This window comes from Paenibacillus sp. FSL R5-0914 (assembly GCF_038004525.1).
Taxonomy (GTDB): Bacteria; Bacillota; Bacilli; order Paenibacillales; family Paenibacillaceae; genus Paenibacillus_AQ.
Map to the genome: position 1 here is coordinate 2811234 of NZ_JBBORH010000001.1, position 17495 is coordinate 2828728.

The following is a 17495-nucleotide window of genomic DNA, read 5'->3' on the forward strand; positions in this document are numbered from 1 at the left end:
AATTCTTCCGCTCCGCTGAGAGCGGTTGCGTTTTTGCGGGGAATATAAGAGGAGTATGAAAAAGACAGAGACCTACTTATATTTACAAATAGGAGCAGAGGAGTCATATCATGGATTTGAAGAAATTAACGTTAGTTGCTGTTTTGGCCATATCTCAGGCCGCCTCGGCAGTGCCGGCTTTTGCTGAATCTGTCAATAGTACCTCAGGTAATACCAATGCAGTAGGAGCAGCTGCCACATCCGCGACGGATGTAATGCCAGAAGCTACTGACCCATTACCGCCAATGCCAACTGAGGTACCAGGGGGAGTCGTATCACCTACACCAACTCCAACTCCAATCCCTGGGGCAACAGCTGAACCGACGACAACAACTGAACCGACAACAACATCCGAACCTACAGCAACAACTGCACCAACTGCTACACCACTCCCAAGTGCAACACCTGAAACCACTACACAACCTACACCAACGGATGGTGTTCGTGCTGCAGCTAGTAATCAGCTTGTACTTATGATGAACAGCAACAAAATGTACCAAAACGGCGTTGAGTATTTGGCTAATCAGCCAATGGCCGTGAAGAATGGCGTCTCATACGTTTCGATCCGAGCTATGGTAGAACGCGTAGGTGTGAAATACATTTACGATTATAAAACGAAAGAGACCATTGTTACCAAAGGAAGCGACGTAATGCGCTTTAAAACGGACAGTAAGATCTATTCCGTTAATGGTAAAAATGTGACGATGAAAGGTCCAGCTTACCAAACTAATGGTACATTCATGGTTCCTTTGACGTCCATCACCGGGGCATTAGGCATTCCTTATACCGTTGATAATGTGCAAAAACGAGTAATTCTTACGCTGAACACGAAGCCAAAAGCTTCTTTTACAGTGCCAACTGAAATTTATGCTGGTGATCCTGTGAATTTTGTAACTTCCAGCTCTTCACCGAATGGTACGGCCATTGTCGATGAACGCTGGGAAGGAAATAAGCAAGATATCTATGATACACCAGGATTTTATGTAGTATCCTATTCCGTTATGGATGCGAATGGACAGTGGAGTGATCCTTACTCTGTGACCATCAACGTACTAAAACCAAATACCCCGCCAGTCGCTAATTTCACGACAGACAAAGATTCTTACAAGATGGGTGAAATGATCACTTATTCGGATCTAAGCAGCGACCCAGACGGTGATCCAATTGAAGTGACTTGGACGAACAAAGCAGAAGCTTTCTTTACACCAGGTCCAGCAACAGTCGCTATTCAAGTCAAAGATTCACATGGCGCAATCAGCACTTTTGAGAAGACCATTAATATTTCAGATGAAATCTTGTACAGTAAAGAAGATTTCTATAGATTATTCGGTGCTCCGGGTAGCGTATTTAACATCGACGGATCGATGGTTCCAACTTGGCAGAAGGTAGCTTATAATCTTTCTTCTGAGCCATATAACCTTATTCGCAGTAATAGTCCAGAAACAGTGAATACGGAAGGGATCACGTATAAAGAAACATCATTCGGCGGAACTCGCTTTTTGGTCCACCACAAGAATAATATGAATATTAAAACGAAGGTGTATGTGATTGCTAAGAATAACAATCTGTACCCTACGACAATTACAACAGAGTATGTAGGCTTTGGCGGTCCAAGTTCATTTCCAGAAGGCACTGGTAAAATGTCTGTGGAACGTTACTGGAAGTCTATGATTACTAGGGAACATTATAAGACAACGGTCCTTCAACCAGGAGAAAGCGTATCGATTCTTACGGACCTAAACAAAATTGCAATGAAACCAGGCGAGATTGTATCCCTCCAAGCGGATTTATTTAGCGATTATCCTATTGAATATAATGTCATGATGATCGAAGCGAATAAAGATCCTCTAACTACACTTCCTACACTTCCAATATTGGATCGTGATGGGGTGCATAACCGAGGAACTTATGCTGATTCTACACGCATCATCACGGTTACCGACGAAGTAGGAACAACTCCTGCGAGACTTCTTCTCGGTGACAATTCGAGTGATTTGAATTTGACCGGTGTAGACCCAATGAATGGTACTGAAGCATCCAATGCAGGTAATTTTGGTGTGTTATACAAAATCAAATTCGACCGTGTTGCACCTAATTCATTGATTACGTTTAATCCACGTGGCGGTAATTACATGGGACCAGTCATGGTTAATGGTCAAATCGTACAAATGCCGAATTCAGGAAGTCTCTCTAGTGCTGACATGAACAGTGTGATTTATCGTACTGGCGATTATGGCGGCTCCGTGGAGATTTTGTTCACAGCAGCTTCTGGTAGTAACTTGCCGGTGAATTTCCTGGTTACACCGCTGCCAGCGAAAAAATAACAAAATAGGTCCATCCATTAAGTTATTTGGGATTCACCTGAAATAAAAGTCCGGCTGAATATTCCGCAAAGGAATACTCAGCCGGACTTTTTGTATTTATATGTATGATTTTACTCTGATGAGCGCTCATACGCTTGGTTGTTTCATTGACGGGGCATTTATTTTGGGGCATTATTAAGAGAGTGAAATATAAATGAACTGAAATGTTATGGGAGATGAGCGTATGCTGTCGACAGAACAAATATTAGAGGTCATGTCGGGGCAAGGTCTGCGAATCACCGACCAACGCAAAACGCTTGCCAAGTTATTCGGCGAGAATAAGGGTTATTTGTCAGCGAAGGATGTCTATGAGCATATGGGCCGCAAGTATAGCGGACTTAGCTTTGATACCGTGTACCGCAATCTGCGTGTAATGGAAGAGCTTGGTGTACTTGAACAAATCGTCTTTGAAGACGGAGTGAAATTCAAGGGAAGCTGTAATCATCAGGATCACCATCATCATATGATCTGCCTTCAATGCGAGAAAACCTACCCGATTAATTTCTGCCCGATGAATTTAACGGATACTCCTGATCAATTCCGGGTAGTCAAGCATAAATTTGAGGTGTTCGGTTATTGCAAGGAATGTGAAGAGAACCGGGAAGAAGAACTAGTCGCAGCAGCTAATCGCAAAAAAGGGGTCTAAGAATGGCGACCCTTCGTAGAACGATTCAGGCTCCCATTCGGGTGTACCGCAAGTACATTTCCCCGATTAAGCCTGCCACTTGTCGCTTCTATCCAACCTGCTCTGCCTATGCACTAGAAGCTATTGAAGTCCATGGTCCACTTAAAGGTTCATGGCTTGCTGCCAAGCGGATTGCTAGATGCCATCCCTTCAATCCAGGGGGACTTGATCCGGTTCCGCCTCTTGAGGAACACCCCACAAAGAAGGATTCTGCTCGCGCGACTTGACACGAGCCCTTGCCATTGGGTATATTCACAGGTAATAGTATGAATTCCGAGGAACGGATGAGTAAATCGGTACGCCCATTACAGAGAGCCGGAACGAGCTGAAAGCCGGTATGGAGCGTTAGATTGAATATGGTCCGGGAGGAACTGTGTTCGAGCGGGAACTGCAATTGAGGTTCACGTAAGATAACGGCGTGTTCCAGCGTTAATGGACAGTTCCCGAGAGGGAACTGGCGAAGCCTGATCTCTGTGAAGAGACAGGAAATTTGGGTGGTATCGCGTGAGTTATACTCTCGCCCCATTAAAGGGGCGGGAGTTTTTTGTCTTTTTATGAAAGAAAGGATGATTAATCAATGAGCGAAAAGAAAACTTTTTACTTAACTACACCTATCTACTATCCGAGTGATAAGCTGCATATCGGACATGCTTATTCTACCGTAGCTGGAGATGCAATGGCCCGCTACAAACGTCTACGCGGCTATGATGTAAGGTATCTTACAGGTACAGACGAGCATGGTCAAAAGATTGAACGGAAGGCAGAGGAAGCAGGTAAAACCCCTCAGCAGTTCGTAGATGACATCGTTGTTGGCATTAAGGAATTATGGCGCAAGCTAGACATCTCCAATGATGACTTCATCCGTACAACGGAAGAGCGTCATAAAAAGGTTGTTCAGGATATTTTTGATCGACTGCTCAAGCAAGGTGACATCTATAAAGGCGAATATGAAGGCTGGTACAGTATTCCGGATGAAACCTTCTATACAGAAACACAATTGGTTGATATCGTTCGAGATGACAATGGCGTAATCATTGGTGCAAAAAGCCCTGATAGCGGTCATCCGGTTGAACTGGTGAAGGAAGCGAGTTATTTCTTCCGGATGAGTAAATATGCAGATCGATTGCTGCAATTTTATGAGGAGAATCCGGAGTTTATTTTGCCGGAATCCCGTAAAAACGAAATGATCAACAACTTTATCAAGCCTGGTCTGGAGGATCTTGCGGTTTCCCGTACGACTTTCGATTGGGGTGTTAAGGTTAAAGGCGATGAAAAGCATGTAGTGTACGTATGGATCGATGCATTGACAAATTACATTACTGCTTTGGGTTACGGTTCCGAGGATCGTAGTCTGTACGATAATTTCTGGCCTGCTGATGTGCATATTGTCGGCAAAGAAATCGTCCGTTTCCATACGATTTACTGGCCAATCATTCTAATGGCGCTGGGTGAGCCTCTTCCGAAAAAGGTATTTGCTCATGGTTGGCTGCTCATGAAGGATGGCAAAATGTCAAAATCCAAAGGGAACGTAGTAGATCCAGTTACATTAATTGATCGTTACGGCCTGGATGCACTTCGTTATTACCTGCTACGGGAAGTACCATTTGGTTCGGATGGTACATTCACACCGGAAAGCTTTGTAGATCGGGTTAACTATGATCTTGCTAATGACCTTGGTAACCTGTTGAACCGGACAGGTGCGATGGTAGAGAAGTATTTCGGTGGAGAGCTTCCAGCGTATGAAGGAAATGTAACAGCATTTGATGGTGAGCTTCAAGCTGCGGCAGAGAATACTTATGCCAAAGTAGAAGAAGCGATGGAAAAAATGGAGTTCTCCGTAGCGCTAACAGCGATCGGGATCTTTATAAGCCGCACCAATAAATATATTGATGAGACACAGCCTTGGGTGCTTGCTAAGGATGAGAGCAGAACAGCTGAGTTGGCTTCCGTAATGAGACATCTTGTGGAAGGTCTTCGCACCGCTTCCATTCTACTGCAGCCGTTCTTGACGCAAACCCCAGCGAAGATTTGGGAACAGCTTGGCATCGAAGTTGGTGAATTAACGACATGGGACAGCGGCAAGACCTTTGGTCTGATTCCGGCAGGAACAAAGCTGGTGAAAGGCAATCCAATCTTCCCTCGTCTGGATGTGGAGCAAGAGGTAGCTTATATCGCCGAAGCCATGGGCGCTGGTAAACCGGCTGCTGAAGCGACCGAAGCAGCACCTGCGGCTCCTGTGGTATCCGAGCCTGAGGAAGAGCATAAAGAAGAGATCGGCATCGACGATTTCGCCAAGGCTGAGCTTCGGGTAGCTCAGGTCATTGCAGCTGAGCCTGTGAAGAAAGCCGACAAGCTGCTGAAGCTGCAGCTGGATCTAGGTTATGAGCAGCGTCAAGTCGTTTCTGGTATCGCGAAGTTTTACACACCGGAAGAGCTGGTAGGCCAAAAAGTGATTTGTATTGTGAACCTGAAGCCAGTGAAACTGCGCGGAGAATTGTCCCAAGGGATGATTTTAGCGGCTTCTAAAGGTGATCAGTTAACCATCGCTACAGTTCCAGACAGCATGCCAAATGGAGCTATTGTGAAGTAAGAATCGTTATGTAGAATCTATATATGTAATTGTTATATAAGAAAGGGAATGCTCCTTCAGCCAGCTAGGCTGTGGGAACATTCCTTTTTCAACGTATAAGCAGGGATAAAATTCAGAATCATCTTATTAGGATTTATTGTTGACTTATCGTAATGATTACTATTATACTTCTAATAGTAAAGATTACGATTTGAGAGGGAGATCAATTTAATGGTTGCTATGAAGTCACGAATAAGTCTGCTTATACTTGCATTGGTGCTTGTATTTACACTCACTGCATGTGGACCTAAGAGCAGTGGAAGTATAGTTGAAGGGAAAGTAAATGTTGTAACTACTTTTTATCCTATTTATGAGTTTACTCGGGAAATTGGTGGAGATGATATAAATGCCATTAACCTTCTTCCGGTTGGTGTAGAGCCGCATGATTGGACACCACGCAGTCAGGATATTGTCAATACCTCCAAAGCGCAATTGTTCTTGTACAATGGAGCAGGGCTTGAGGGATGGGTTCCTAATTTTCTAAAAGGACTTGATAGCAGCAGTAAAGTGGAAGCTGTTGAAGTAAGTAAAGGTGTTGATTTAATAATGACCGATGAAGATGACGGACATGATCATGGGGGAAGCGGCGAAGAGGATCATCACGAAGATGATGCTGATCATAATAGCCATTCTTCTGAGGACAGCCTTCATACGGACCCGCATACCTGGGTAAGTCCGAAATCAGCGATCATCATGGCGCGCAATATAAAAGAAAGCCTTCAATCTGTGGACCCTGAGCATAAAGATGGTTATGAAGAGCGTTACAATAAGCTTGCTGAACGTTTACAGGCTTTGGATAGTAAATTTGAACAGGAGCTTACCAAGCTGCCTAACCACAAAATTGTAGTTTCACACCAAGCTTTTGCCTACCTTGCCCGTGACTATAAGCTTGAGCAGCATGCGATTATGGGATTATCCCCAGACGCTGAGCCGCGTGGACAGGATTTAGTAAACCTGGCGAAGATGGTTAAAGAGGAGAAAATTAAATACATCTTTTTTGAAGAGCTTGTCTCCGATAAACTGGCTAAGACGTTAGCGGCTGAAGCTGGTGTGTCTACTATGGTTCTTAATCCTGTAGAGGGTCTTACTGCGGAGCAAGAAAAGAACGGGGATAACTACTTCACCTTGATGGAGAAAAATTTGCAAAATCTGATTATGGCTTTACAATAAAAAGGAAAGTATAAGGAAAAGGCGGTGCTAAAGCATGCAATCGGTATCCTTGGACTGCCATCAGCATATCATCGATATACAGGATCTTTCTTTTTCATATGGTGAACAGAAGGTGATCTCGAATCTTAACTATAGTGTAAGAGAACGAGACTTCCTTGGTATCATTGGTTCTAATGGCGCTGGTAAAACTACACTGATGAAGATGATCGTCGGTTTGCTTCCGGCAAGCAGTGGTGAAATCAAATTATTTGGAACGCCTGTCCGCAAGTTTAAAGACTGGGAACGGATAGGTTATGTTCCACAAAAGAACGCCTTCAACCCGCTGTTTCCAGCAACGGTGCGTGAAGTAGTGCTATCTGGTTTGTACAACAACAAGAATCTTATTCGAAGAGTATCTAAGGCTCAGCATCGTCAGTGCGAAGATGCACTAGAAGTGATGCGGATACAGGATATTGCGGAGAAAAGAGTAGGCCAGCTGTCGGGCGGCCAGCAGCAGCGTGTATTTCTAGCACGTGCGTTGATCAACCATCCGGATCTGCTGATTTTGGATGAGCCTACAGTCGGTATTGATGCTGAATCACAAGCAGGATTCTTTGAATTAATTACACATATGCATGCCCATCATCATATGACATTCCTAATGGTGTCGCATGATATTGACATGATTAAGAATTACTTAGGGAATGAACCTGTGCAAACGAACGGTAAGATTAACTTTTTCTCCCGTCATTCTCATGATTTGCAGAATTGTACAGAGGAGAACCTGCAGCACACGCTCTCTTAGGTCATAGTTAAGCTCTGGTAGAAAAAGGGAACTCTCGATTATTGTGGGCGTACATAGAGCGTGGGAGCAGGGTTTCCCTCATCTTTAATCCTTTCCGTATACTAAATACCGCGACGCTGTAAGCGTGCCCCGTTAGGGGTGAAAGCGATCCTTCTTCGTCCTGACTATGTTCAGTAACCCCACCTCCTACGCCAGTTGCACTTGACGGGTGTCCAGAGGGCAGAGCCCTTGGGGCCCTCCCTTGGAAGGGAGGGTTTGGGAGGGATCGAAAAAAGATTTTAATAAAAGATTTTAAAAATGTTTCAATTGTTCTACGGAGGAGAGTTAAAGTTGGAAATTCTATTTAGCGATTTTTTTCAGCGAGCGCTTGCGGGCGGTCTTCTGATTGGCATTACAGCGCCGCTTATAGGCGTTTTTCTTGTGCTCAGACGTTTATCTATGATTGGGGATACGCTGGCTCATGTTACGATAGCCGGTGTGGCACTTGGTTTTTTGACAGGATTTTACCCGCTGGGAGCAGGTCTTATTTTTGCAGTGGTGGCTTCCTTCGCGATAGAGAAGCTGCGCAAGGCTTATAAGAGTTATGCAGAGCTCTCGATAGCCATAATTATGTCGGGCGGAGTGGCTTTAGCCTCACTCTTTTTCACTTTAGGAAAAGGTTATAATGCAGATGTTATGAGTTACTTGTTCGGTAGCATTTATACGCTAGACAATACCGATTTAATCGTAGTAGGGATCGTAACGATAGCAGTTGTAGTAGTAGTATCTCTGTTCTTTAAGGAGTTCTTCTTACTTAGCTTTGAAGAGGATGCTGCGAGTGTCAGCGGACTCCCAGTGAAGCTGCTTAACATGTTGATTACCATTCTGACGGCGCTTGTAATCAGTACTGCGATTAAAATTGTTGGATCTTTGCTGGTATCAGCTCTACTGACCATTCCTGTGGCCATCAGCTTATTGTTATCTCGAAGCTTTAAATCCTCAGTCATTCTATCCGTCATCATTTCGGAAATTGCTGTTGTAGGCGGACTAGTGGTTGCAGGAGTTTGGAATCTGGCGCCTGGTGCAACCATTGTGCTTTTACTCATATCACTATTAGTGTTGACTTTGATTGGTAAAAAGGGTTTGCCAGCATAAACAGCGAATAAAATATAGGGTATGCCCTGAAGTGACTCGAATGCTGGAAGGAGAGCCGCTACCTTGTCTAATATCAATGCAGGAATAGCCTTAGCAGCAGGGGTAGCATCATTTATATCACCCTGCTGCTTACCGCTTTATCCCTCTTATTTATCGTATATTACCGGATTATCCGTTCAGCAATTGAAGTCAGGCAGCAATACCAAAGAGGTCCGTATACGCACAATAACCCATACATTGGCATTTATTTTAGGTTTTTCAGCGGTTTTTTACACCTTGGGATTTGGTGCAGGACTATTTGGACAATTTTTTAATGGACAGCGTGATCTGATCCGGCAATTATCGGCGATTTTGATTATTGTGATGGGATTATTTTTGCTTGGGATCTTTCAGCCGCAATTTCTACTTCGCGAACGTAAGCTTGATTTAAAATGGAAGCCGGCGGGTTATGTGGGATCCTTTATTTTTGGGATCGGTTTTTCAGCGGGCTGGTCTCCATGTATTGGACCGATTCTGACTGCGATTATCGCACTTTCTGCAAGTGAGCCTGGCACGTGGTTTACGTTAATTACGGCTTATAGCATAGGGTTCGCATTGCCATTCTTTGTCTTAGCCTTCTTTCTTGGGGGAGCCAGACGTATCCTTAAATATTCAAATGTGCTGATGAAGATTGGTGGCGTTCTCATGGTATTTATGGGCGTTCTGCTCTTTACAGATCAAATGTTTCGGATCACAGTTTGGCTACAGGGAATCACACCAGATTGGCTCATTTTTTAAGTGAAATAATCAATTCCTGCTTCTGGAAAATGTTCGAATATCCGCTCTGTGATAAACTCTCGCAGGGCGGTTTGCTGTTCATCTGGATAAACATATTTATTTTGTCCCCAGCGTCCCCATTTCTTCTTACGCTTCTCCATGTCCATTTCTAGCTTGGATTTGGGGTAGCGCTTCTCTATAACCGTCTTTGCGGTTTTGGTGAATCGATGCTGAATCATTTCGAAGGTTAGTCCTTTTCCGATTTCAGGGGGAAGGGTCTGGGCTAACTTGGCCAGTAGCTCAGCATAACCTTCTTGCCAGCCGTCATACCAAATAATTGGAGCAATGATAAAGCCAAGTGGATAACCCGCCCGTGCTACCTTTCCAGCGGCTTCAATACGCTCCTCAAAGCGGGAGGTGGCAGGCTCGAAATTTTTGATTACATAATCTGCGTTGACGCTGAAGCGAACTCGGGTATGTCCGTTATGCTCCAAAGCAAGCAGTGGTTCAACATGTTGGTATTTGGTCACAAAGCGCAGACGGCCAAGGGGTTCTTTTGCCATAAATGTAATTAGTTCTGCTAGAGAGCCGGTAATATGCTCAAGTCCTAAAGGATCTGATGTGCAGGCAGCTTCAAAAGTGGTGATTTCTGGATTGCGCTCCTCAATATATTTTTTGGCAGCATCTATAATGTCATCTGTGTTTACATATACGCGAATGTAGGGCTTTGCTCCTAAGGTAGTCTGCAAATAGCAATAATGGCAGTGCCCCATACAGCCGGTGGCAATGGGAATAGCATAATCAGCCGATGGCTTGGATTGGTCAAATTTCAAAGTTTTGCGTAGGCCGACAACAAGCGTTCTTTTGGCAATTTTATATTGCTCGACCTCAGTTTCACCAGGGAAATTCATAATACGATTATGTGATGTGGTCATACGATATGGGATATTGTTAGCCTTTACCCATTCCATTATTTTTTCACCTTTAGGGTAATTTAAAGCATTCGGTTCGAAGAAAACAAGCTCTGGAAGAAAAAGTGCAGTAGGTTTTCTGGGTCTTTTTACAGTAGAGGGCTCTGGCGTCACTATAGTCATAAATTCACGCTCCTTTTGAATGACGAGTATGTTTATTATGTCTAACTCAGCCCCAATAGAAGCATGGCAAACATGTGCAACTCATCTGTAAGTTCCTTTGAAGGACTTGCCAAGGTGCGTTAGAAACATGTATCATTGTTAGAGCAAGGTTTGGCCCGGCGCCATGCTCATTATAGAAAAGAGGTAAAGTTTAATGCCAACACCCAGCATGGAGGATTATTTGGAGCGCATATACAAGCTCATAGATGAGAAAGGTTATGCGCGGGTCTCGGATATTGCCGAGGGACTGGAAGTACACCCCTCCTCTGTGACCAAGATGATCCAAAAACTGGATAAGGACGAATATCTCATCTATGAGAAATATCGTGGGCTTGTCCTAACCAACAAAGGGAAAAAAGTAGGAAAACGTCTGGTTGATCGCCATCAACTATTGGAGGAATTCCTCGGGTTGATCGGAGTACAGCAGGAATACATTTATAATGATGTTGAAGGAATCGAGCATCACTTAAGTTGGGATTCGATTACGCGTATTGAAACATTGGTAGAATATTTCCGCCGCGACGAAGAACGTGTACAGACTTTATATGCGATTCACAACGAACTGACAAGCGATTCTTGAAATGTTTTTCCCGAAACGGATACTGTCCTAAAAGTTATGCGCAGCAAGGCTTTCGTGAGCATAATCAGTGGATAGTATAGCCGTTTCTATTTTGTTTAGTGCAACCTTTCCCAGTTTTTAGCGTCAAAACGGATACAGTCCTTTTAAAAATATAAGAGAGTATGAGTTTTATTCGGTACTTCTTATATTTTTTGCAGAGACAGATACCCCCTTTTTAGAAGGAGGCATTCTCTCATCTGCTTGAAGGATTTATCCGTTTTTTCTTATTTTTGGATACATATTTTTTAGATTTGGGGAGGAATTATGAATTATCGTAAATGGATGTTGAGCTTGTTAGTACTTATGTTGTTTCTGCCTTTATGGTCTCCTGGTGCACGCGCGGCAGCGGTGCAAATTACGATTGAACTGGATGGAGAGGCGCTGATTAGTGATGTGCCTCCGTATATCACAACTTCTAATGTAACGATGGTGCCAATAAGTGTGATCAGTAAAGGATTAAATGCCGGCGTAGTATGGAATCAAAATAGTAAGACTGTAACGATCACTCAAGGAGATACGGTTCTTAAGCTGACCAGTGGCCTGAAAAACGCATGGGTAAACGATACTTCGGTAGCGCTGGATACATCCGTGCAGATTAAGCAGGGGCGGGTAATGGTACCCATTCGTTTTGTAAGTGAGCAATTGGGACTGCAGGTGTTATGGGATCAGGCTAATAAGCATATTTCCTTGATCTCCAACACTGAACCACCACAATCTGTCGATCCAGAAACACCAACGACACCAACGAAACCGACGACACCGACGACACCAACAGTGCCGACGTTACCGACTATCCCTGGTGGATCGACTGGTAAGGAGATGAAGGGGGCTTGGATCTCTACCGTATTCAACCTGGACTGGCCTTCAACGTCTTCGGCAGGAAATGAAGCGAAACAAAAACAGGAGTTTGATAATTTGTTAGACAAGCTAAAGGCTGTTGGCTTTAATGCTGTATTTGTTCAGGTTAGACCTTCAGCAGATAGTCTGTATCCATCGACTTTAGTTCCTTGGTCTAAGGTATTGACGGGTACACAAGGGAAGAATCCAGGATATGATCCTCTAAGCTATATGGTCAGTGCTGCGCATTCCCGCGGCATGCAGTTTCATGCTTGGTTCAACCCATTCCGTGCAACGACGGATGCTTCCACCTCAGCGTTAGCAAGTAACCATGTGGCAAAAGCACATCCAGAATGGATTGTGAATGCCGATGGTAAGAAATACATTAATCCAGGTATTCCAGAGGCTCGCCAACATATCATCGACACGGTGATGGAAGTGGTTAAAGGTTACGATATCGATGGTGTCCATTTGGATGATTACTTTTATCCTTCAAATGTTACTTTTGCCGATGATGCTGCTTATTCTACCTATAATACGAAAAAGCTTTCTAAAGCTGATTGGCGCCGAGATAATATTAATGAATTTGTCCGTCAGTTGGGAGAACAGATTCATAAGGTGAAGCCAAAGGCTTCTTATGGAATCAGTCCTTTTGGAGTATGGCGAAATATTAAAAATGATAGTACAGGTTCGGACACGACTGCAGGGGTATCTGCTTATGACAGCATGTATGCGGATGTTCGGACATGGATTAAGCAGGGCTGGATTGATTATGTCGCTCCGCAAATTTATTGGAGTTTGTCCTTTAGCACAGCTCGTTATGATAAGTTAGTTGATTGGTGGGTAAAAGAAGTCGAGAATACGAATGTTAAACTCTACATCGGGTTAGCTGGTTATAAGGTCGGAGCCAGTGATCAAAAGGCTGAATGGCAAAGTGGAGATCAAATTATTAATCAGCTCAAATATAATGAGAAGTACGAAGAGGTTGCAGGTAGTATTATGTTTAGAGCGAATGACGTCGTAGTCCGCAATCCGTTCGGATTGTCGAGCTTACTGACCTTTTATTTTAAATCCTAATAGTTTAGTTGTTATTCATAAGGAGTCATGAATGTTCCCCCGTGCTCATAGATAAGCAATAGAATCTATGGGAAACGGGGGATTTTTGTGTATGGAGATTAACGCAGTATTTGAAGGAGGAGGCGTAAAGGGGATTTCTCTTGCGGGAGCAGTTGAAGCTACAGAAAGGGCAGGCTGGACTTTTAAAAGGGTAGCAGGAACCTCCTCAGGTTCGATTGTAGCCACTTTACTAGCAGCGGGCTATGAAGGGGAGGAAATGTGTCGGATAATCCAAGGGACATCCTTTTCATCGTTTCTGAAGCGAGGTCCCATTTATAATACGGCTATCGTTGGTCCTGCGCTGCGAGTGTTATTGAAGAAAGGATTATATTCTGGGGAAGCCTTGGAGTCCTGGATAAGAGCATTATTACTAAAAAAGGGGATCATCACCTTCCGTGATCTGCCTCCCGGTAAATTATCTATCATCGCATCCGATATCACAAATGGAAGGATATTGGTCTTGCCAGATGGCTTGGAGCAGTATGGGATTTCTGCGGAGCATTTTGAAGTGGCCAAGGCAGTGCGAATGAGCTGCAGCATTCCTTATTTTTTTGATCCTGTGATGTTAAGACTAAACGGGCAGGCAGCAAGAGGGAAATCCTTTGCCGAGCAGTTTGTGTATGTTGTAGATGGTGGGCTCTTGAGTAATTTCCCTTTGTGGCTATTTGACGGCAAGAATAATGGGAGCAAACAACCTGGGAGCAGAATTCCTACGGTAGGTTATCAATCGGTAGGTAAGACCGATCCACAGCCGCATAAAATTAGAGGGCCATTCAGTATGCTCCAAGCTATGGTAACCACCATGCTCTCTGCTCATGATGAGAAGTTTATTGAAGGGGATAAATTTGTTCGTACGGTAAAAATTCCTACGCTTGGGATTGGAACGACTCAATTTGAAATTACAAAAGCGCAAAGCGATGAAATGTATGCTGCTGGACTCAAAGCAGGAGAAGATTTCTTTAAGGAGTGGCGACCAAGATAACGAGCGAGGTATCCATATGAGAAAAAAGCATCCCGCACGTTACTAAAACGTGGAGATGCTTTTTGGAGTTCTTATGAAGTTAGTGATACTTCGGAAGCTGATCATCATTTTTCCCTTTACTTCCTTCGATCACTTGGAAAGGATAGCTTTTGCGTTTGCCTGGTGCAGCTTGAGTCTTGCGAATTCCTGCTACCTTTGACATGGTCTTCTGGGAAGGCTTCACTTTAACCTTAGATCCACTGCTGCTACGAGCGTATTTGCCTGGTCCCATTTTTTTGTAAGCATAATAAATGATTGCTAACAGTACTAGGGGGAGAATCAGCTTCGACAGCGTAAAGAAGGGCTCGGTCAAGACTCCAATCACAAAACCGAAAATCGCAAGCGTAACCGTAATCCAAAAAATTAAAGCATGCCTGATCATAGATCACTCATCCTTTCGCAGGATCCAATATGCCGCCTGACACACTTGCCTCCGAATATCCTCTTGCTTCAATCGCAGCATCAAGCTCACGCATACGGTTAAAAGAGGCAATAGATACTTCTACCTGATCGTCTTTTGGCTCTTTGGTTGTAAGGAGTTGCAGCCACAATCCAGGGTAACCCAGATATTTAAGGCCTGGTACTTCTCTTACCGCATTGGTTCCCTTTAGAACTTCGAACGATACACCAATTACGACTGGCAACAAGATAATCCGCTGGATCACTCGTTCCCAAAGATTATCCCATGGGACTACGGAGTAAATGATCACACCGAGGATAATCGTCAGCATCATAAAGCTACTTCCACAGCGGTAATGCAGACGGCTGTATTTCTGAACGTTCTGAACAGTCAGTTCTTCGCCTGCTTCAAAAGCGCTGATGACTTTATGTTCGGCGCCGTGATACTGGAACAGTCGCTTGATCACAGGTGTTTGAGAAATCGCCCATAAATAGACCAGCAAGAGAATCATTTTGATGCCGCCTTCTATGAGGTTGTGCAGTACGTAGTTATCAAATACATTTTTAAATAAAAAATCCTCTACAAATACCGGAACAAGCGTAAAAATGAGCTTTCCGAACAAGAAGGAGAGAATACCCATTACAGCAACCCCAAAAATCATTCCAAGGCTCCAGCCCTCATCCTTTTTCTTCGGCTTCGCTTTTTCCTTCTCGATATCTTCCGGTTCCAATTCATCTTCAGCGTAGGATTCGGCTGAATAGTTCAAGTGCTTAGAGCCTTTAGCGCTGGCATCTATTATACTGACAAGGCCGCGAAGCAGCGGAATCTTGCGCAGTTTCGTGACCCAGCTCTTATCGCTTTTGGGTACTTCTAAAAATGTGATTTCCTGATTCTTGCGTCGCACGGCTGTTACATTGATATGCTTACCGCCGAACATGACGCCTTCAATGACGGCTTGGCCGCCGTAACTGGGAGTTTCCTGGGACAACCAATTCACCTTCTCGTATTTAATATGATTTATATAATACATTGTAACTAATTTTTGAAGACATTACTAGTTGGATCGCCTTTTGCTGTACATACTATCTTCTAGAGAGAACGAGAGATAAATTGGCATTGAAAATAAAGAAAGCGAGGCAATTTCATGAGCAAATCACATCAACAACAATCGGGGCATACAAATATTTGGCTTTTTGCACTCGAATTAGGTTTTTTTGCAGGATTAATTTGGGGTGGGCTTCATTGGCTAGTCTATTGGTTCAGTTTTACCAAAGTAAGCCCTGGCTTTATCGCAGAGCCTTTTTTCAGGCATGCGTTTTTGACAACAGCATTTGGACATTTCGTGGGATATATGATGTTTATTGTATTTTCGGTCATCGCCTCCATGCTGTATGTACTGCTTCTCCGCAAGCTGAAGGGACCTTGGCCAGGCCTGGTCTACGGCGTTTTATGGTGGGCGATTATATTTATTCCTGGTTCGCAGATGTTTCTTATGCAGCCCCCATTCAAGCTGCCGTGGAACACTGTCATTAGTGAGTTCTGCATTTTTCTGCTATGGGGAATGTTCATTGGATATACAGCAGCGATCGAGTATACGGACGAACGGAAGCGTGAGCAAAGTACAGCGCTTGCCTAACGGCGCGAAAAAACTTCTCAAGGGGATATCCCTATGTTAAAATACAATGTGGCTATTTCGAGAGGAGAATGAAAATGGGTAACAAGCGTGTCTCCAAGCTGCGTAAGGTTTTGCAGGATCAAGGATTGGATGCAATGTTGATAACTAGCGGTTATAACCGCCGCTATTTAAGTGGATTTACCGGATCGTCCGGTTATGTACTGGTGACAAGTGATGATTGTTATCTGCTGACTGACTTCAGGTATATGACACAGGCCGCGGACCAAGCAATGGGGGTTAAAGTTGTAGAACATACAACTAAGTTCATTGATACAGTTCGCGAGCTTCTGCCTTCTGGTAAAGAGGTACGTATCGGTTTCGAACAGGATGATGTTTCATTCAGCGCGTACACCTCATATGCAGAAGCACTTAAGCCGGCAGTGTTAGTTCCAATTTCCAAAGCTGTGGAAGACCTTCGTATGTTCAAGGATGAGGAAGAGCTTGCCGTTATGCAACGTGCAGCAGATCTGGCCGATGCTACATTCAGTCATATTCTGAACGTGATCAAGCCGGGCATGACTGAGCGCGATGTTGATTTGGAAATGGAATTTTATATGCGGACCCATGGTGCAACTTCTTCATCGTTTGATACGATTGTTGCTTCAGGTGAACGCTCGTCTATGCCACACGGCGTAGCAAGCAGCCGTGTAATTCAAGGTAATGAATTCATTACCCTTGATTTCGGTGCATTACTTGATGGCTATTGCTCAGATGTGACAAGAACTATCGCACTCGGAGCACCGGATCCGAAGCTGAAAGAGATCTATGATATTGTGCTGGAAGCTCAGCTACATACTTTAGCACATATCAAGCCGGGTATGACTGGACGGGAATGTGATGCCTTGGCACGTGATATCATTGCTAGCTACGGATATGGTGAACAATTTGGACACAGCACAGGCCATGGACTTGGAATGGAAGTTCATGAGTGGCCGCGTTTGTCCAAACTTAGCGACGATATTATGCAGCCGGGGATGGTAGTAACTGTGGAGCCTGGTATTTATTTGCCGGGAATTGGCGGAGTACGTATTGAAGACGACATTGTGATCACGGAGAGCGGAATATCACTGCTGACCCATTCGTCTAAAGAATATACAGTACTGTAAGTAAGTGTGATGTATTAGATTGATTATA

Annotated in this window: 16 protein-coding genes; 13 read left to right on the plus strand and 3 right to left on the minus strand. The window is 44.0% G+C overall.

Annotated features, from left to right (window positions below; translation table 11 throughout):
• Window positions 1-110 precede the first annotated feature (110 nt).
• The 8 genes from MKX60_RS12300 (at window position 111) to MKX60_RS12335 (ending at window position 9581) form a co-directional block, all read left to right on the plus strand.
• On the plus strand, window positions 111-2363 hold the full coding sequence (locus tag MKX60_RS12300) for a copper amine oxidase N-terminal domain-containing protein (protein WP_042190505.1): 2253 nt from the start codon (window positions 111-113) through the stop codon (window positions 2361-2363).
• A gap of 223 nt (window positions 2364-2586) precedes the next feature.
• Entirely contained in the window at window positions 2587-3048 is a 462-nt protein-coding gene (locus tag MKX60_RS12305) for a Fur family transcriptional regulator (protein ID WP_042190503.1), read from the plus strand.
• A gap of 2 nt (window positions 3049-3050) precedes the next feature.
• A complete protein-coding gene (gene yidD, locus MKX60_RS12310; protein WP_042190501.1) occupies window positions 3051-3314 on the plus strand; it encodes a membrane protein insertion efficiency factor YidD in 264 nt (87 codons plus the stop codon).
• Between the two features lie 350 nt (window positions 3315-3664).
• Complete coding sequence (metG, locus tag MKX60_RS12315) at window positions 3665-5677, plus strand: methionine--tRNA ligase (protein WP_076284468.1); 2013 nt, start codon at window positions 3665-3667, stop codon at window positions 5675-5677.
• A gap of 210 nt (window positions 5678-5887) precedes the next feature.
• Complete coding sequence (locus tag MKX60_RS12320; RefSeq protein ID WP_076284469.1) at window positions 5888-6886, plus strand: metal ABC transporter solute-binding protein, Zn/Mn family; 999 nt, start codon at window positions 5888-5890, stop codon at window positions 6884-6886.
• 34 nt (window positions 6887-6920) lie between these two features.
• Window positions 6921-7670, plus strand: a complete 750-nt coding sequence (locus MKX60_RS12325) for a metal ABC transporter ATP-binding protein (RefSeq protein WP_042190495.1) — start codon at window positions 6921-6923, stop codon at window positions 7668-7670.
• A 330-nt stretch (window positions 7671-8000) separates the two neighbouring features.
• Window positions 8001-8804 carry a metal ABC transporter permease gene (locus tag MKX60_RS12330; RefSeq protein ID WP_042194307.1) on the plus strand — a complete coding sequence of 268 codons (804 nt, stop codon included), beginning with the start codon at window positions 8001-8003 and terminating at the stop codon, window positions 8802-8804.
• Between the two features lie 63 nt (window positions 8805-8867).
• A complete protein-coding gene (locus MKX60_RS12335) occupies window positions 8868-9581 on the plus strand; it encodes a cytochrome c biogenesis CcdA family protein (RefSeq protein WP_042129852.1) in 714 nt (237 codons plus the stop codon).
• On the opposite strand, the gene splB is transcribed toward MKX60_RS12335, so the two are convergent.
• Window positions 9578-10654, minus strand: coding sequence for a spore photoproduct lyase (splB, locus tag MKX60_RS12340; protein ID WP_076284470.1), 1077 nt, complete (start codon window positions 10652-10654; stop codon window positions 9578-9580). The genes MKX60_RS12335 and splB overlap by 4 nt on opposite strands.
• A gap of 193 nt (window positions 10655-10847) precedes the next feature.
• Here splB and mntR point away from each other — a divergent pair, with 193 nt between their 5' ends.
• From mntR to MKX60_RS12355, 3 genes are all read left to right on the plus strand, one after another.
• A complete protein-coding gene (mntR, locus tag MKX60_RS12345; protein WP_042190488.1) occupies window positions 10848-11273 on the plus strand; it encodes a transcriptional regulator MntR in 426 nt (141 codons plus the stop codon).
• A gap of 303 nt (window positions 11274-11576) precedes the next feature.
• A complete protein-coding gene (locus MKX60_RS12350) occupies window positions 11577-13226 on the plus strand; it encodes a family 10 glycosylhydrolase (RefSeq protein ID WP_341059960.1) in 1650 nt (549 codons plus the stop codon).
• Between the two features lie 91 nt (window positions 13227-13317).
• Complete coding sequence (locus tag MKX60_RS12355) at window positions 13318-14247, plus strand: patatin-like phospholipase family protein (protein WP_076284472.1); 930 nt, start codon at window positions 13318-13320, stop codon at window positions 14245-14247.
• A gap of 79 nt (window positions 14248-14326) precedes the next feature.
• Here MKX60_RS12355 and MKX60_RS12360 read toward each other — a convergent pair whose 3' ends face one another.
• Together MKX60_RS12360 and MKX60_RS12365 are read right to left on the minus strand one after the other, a co-directional pair.
• Window positions 14327-14668 carry a hypothetical protein gene (locus MKX60_RS12360; protein WP_042190481.1) on the minus strand — a complete coding sequence of 114 codons (342 nt, stop codon included), beginning with the start codon at window positions 14666-14668 and terminating at the stop codon, window positions 14327-14329.
• A 7-nt stretch (window positions 14669-14675) separates the two neighbouring features.
• On the minus strand, window positions 14676-15623 hold the full coding sequence (locus tag MKX60_RS12365; RefSeq protein WP_371916578.1) for a DUF1385 domain-containing protein: 948 nt from the start codon (window positions 15621-15623) through the stop codon (window positions 14676-14678).
• A gap of 207 nt (window positions 15624-15830) precedes the next feature.
• Between MKX60_RS12365 and MKX60_RS12370 the strand changes: the two genes are divergently transcribed.
• Together MKX60_RS12370 and MKX60_RS12375 are read left to right on the plus strand one after the other, a co-directional pair.
• Complete coding sequence (locus MKX60_RS12370; protein ID WP_076284474.1) at window positions 15831-16322, plus strand: YqhR family membrane protein; 492 nt, start codon at window positions 15831-15833, stop codon at window positions 16320-16322.
• 74 nt (window positions 16323-16396) lie between these two features.
• A complete protein-coding gene (locus MKX60_RS12375; RefSeq protein ID WP_076300855.1) occupies window positions 16397-17467 on the plus strand; it encodes a M24 family metallopeptidase in 1071 nt (356 codons plus the stop codon).
• Window positions 17468-17495: the final 28 nt, after the last annotated feature.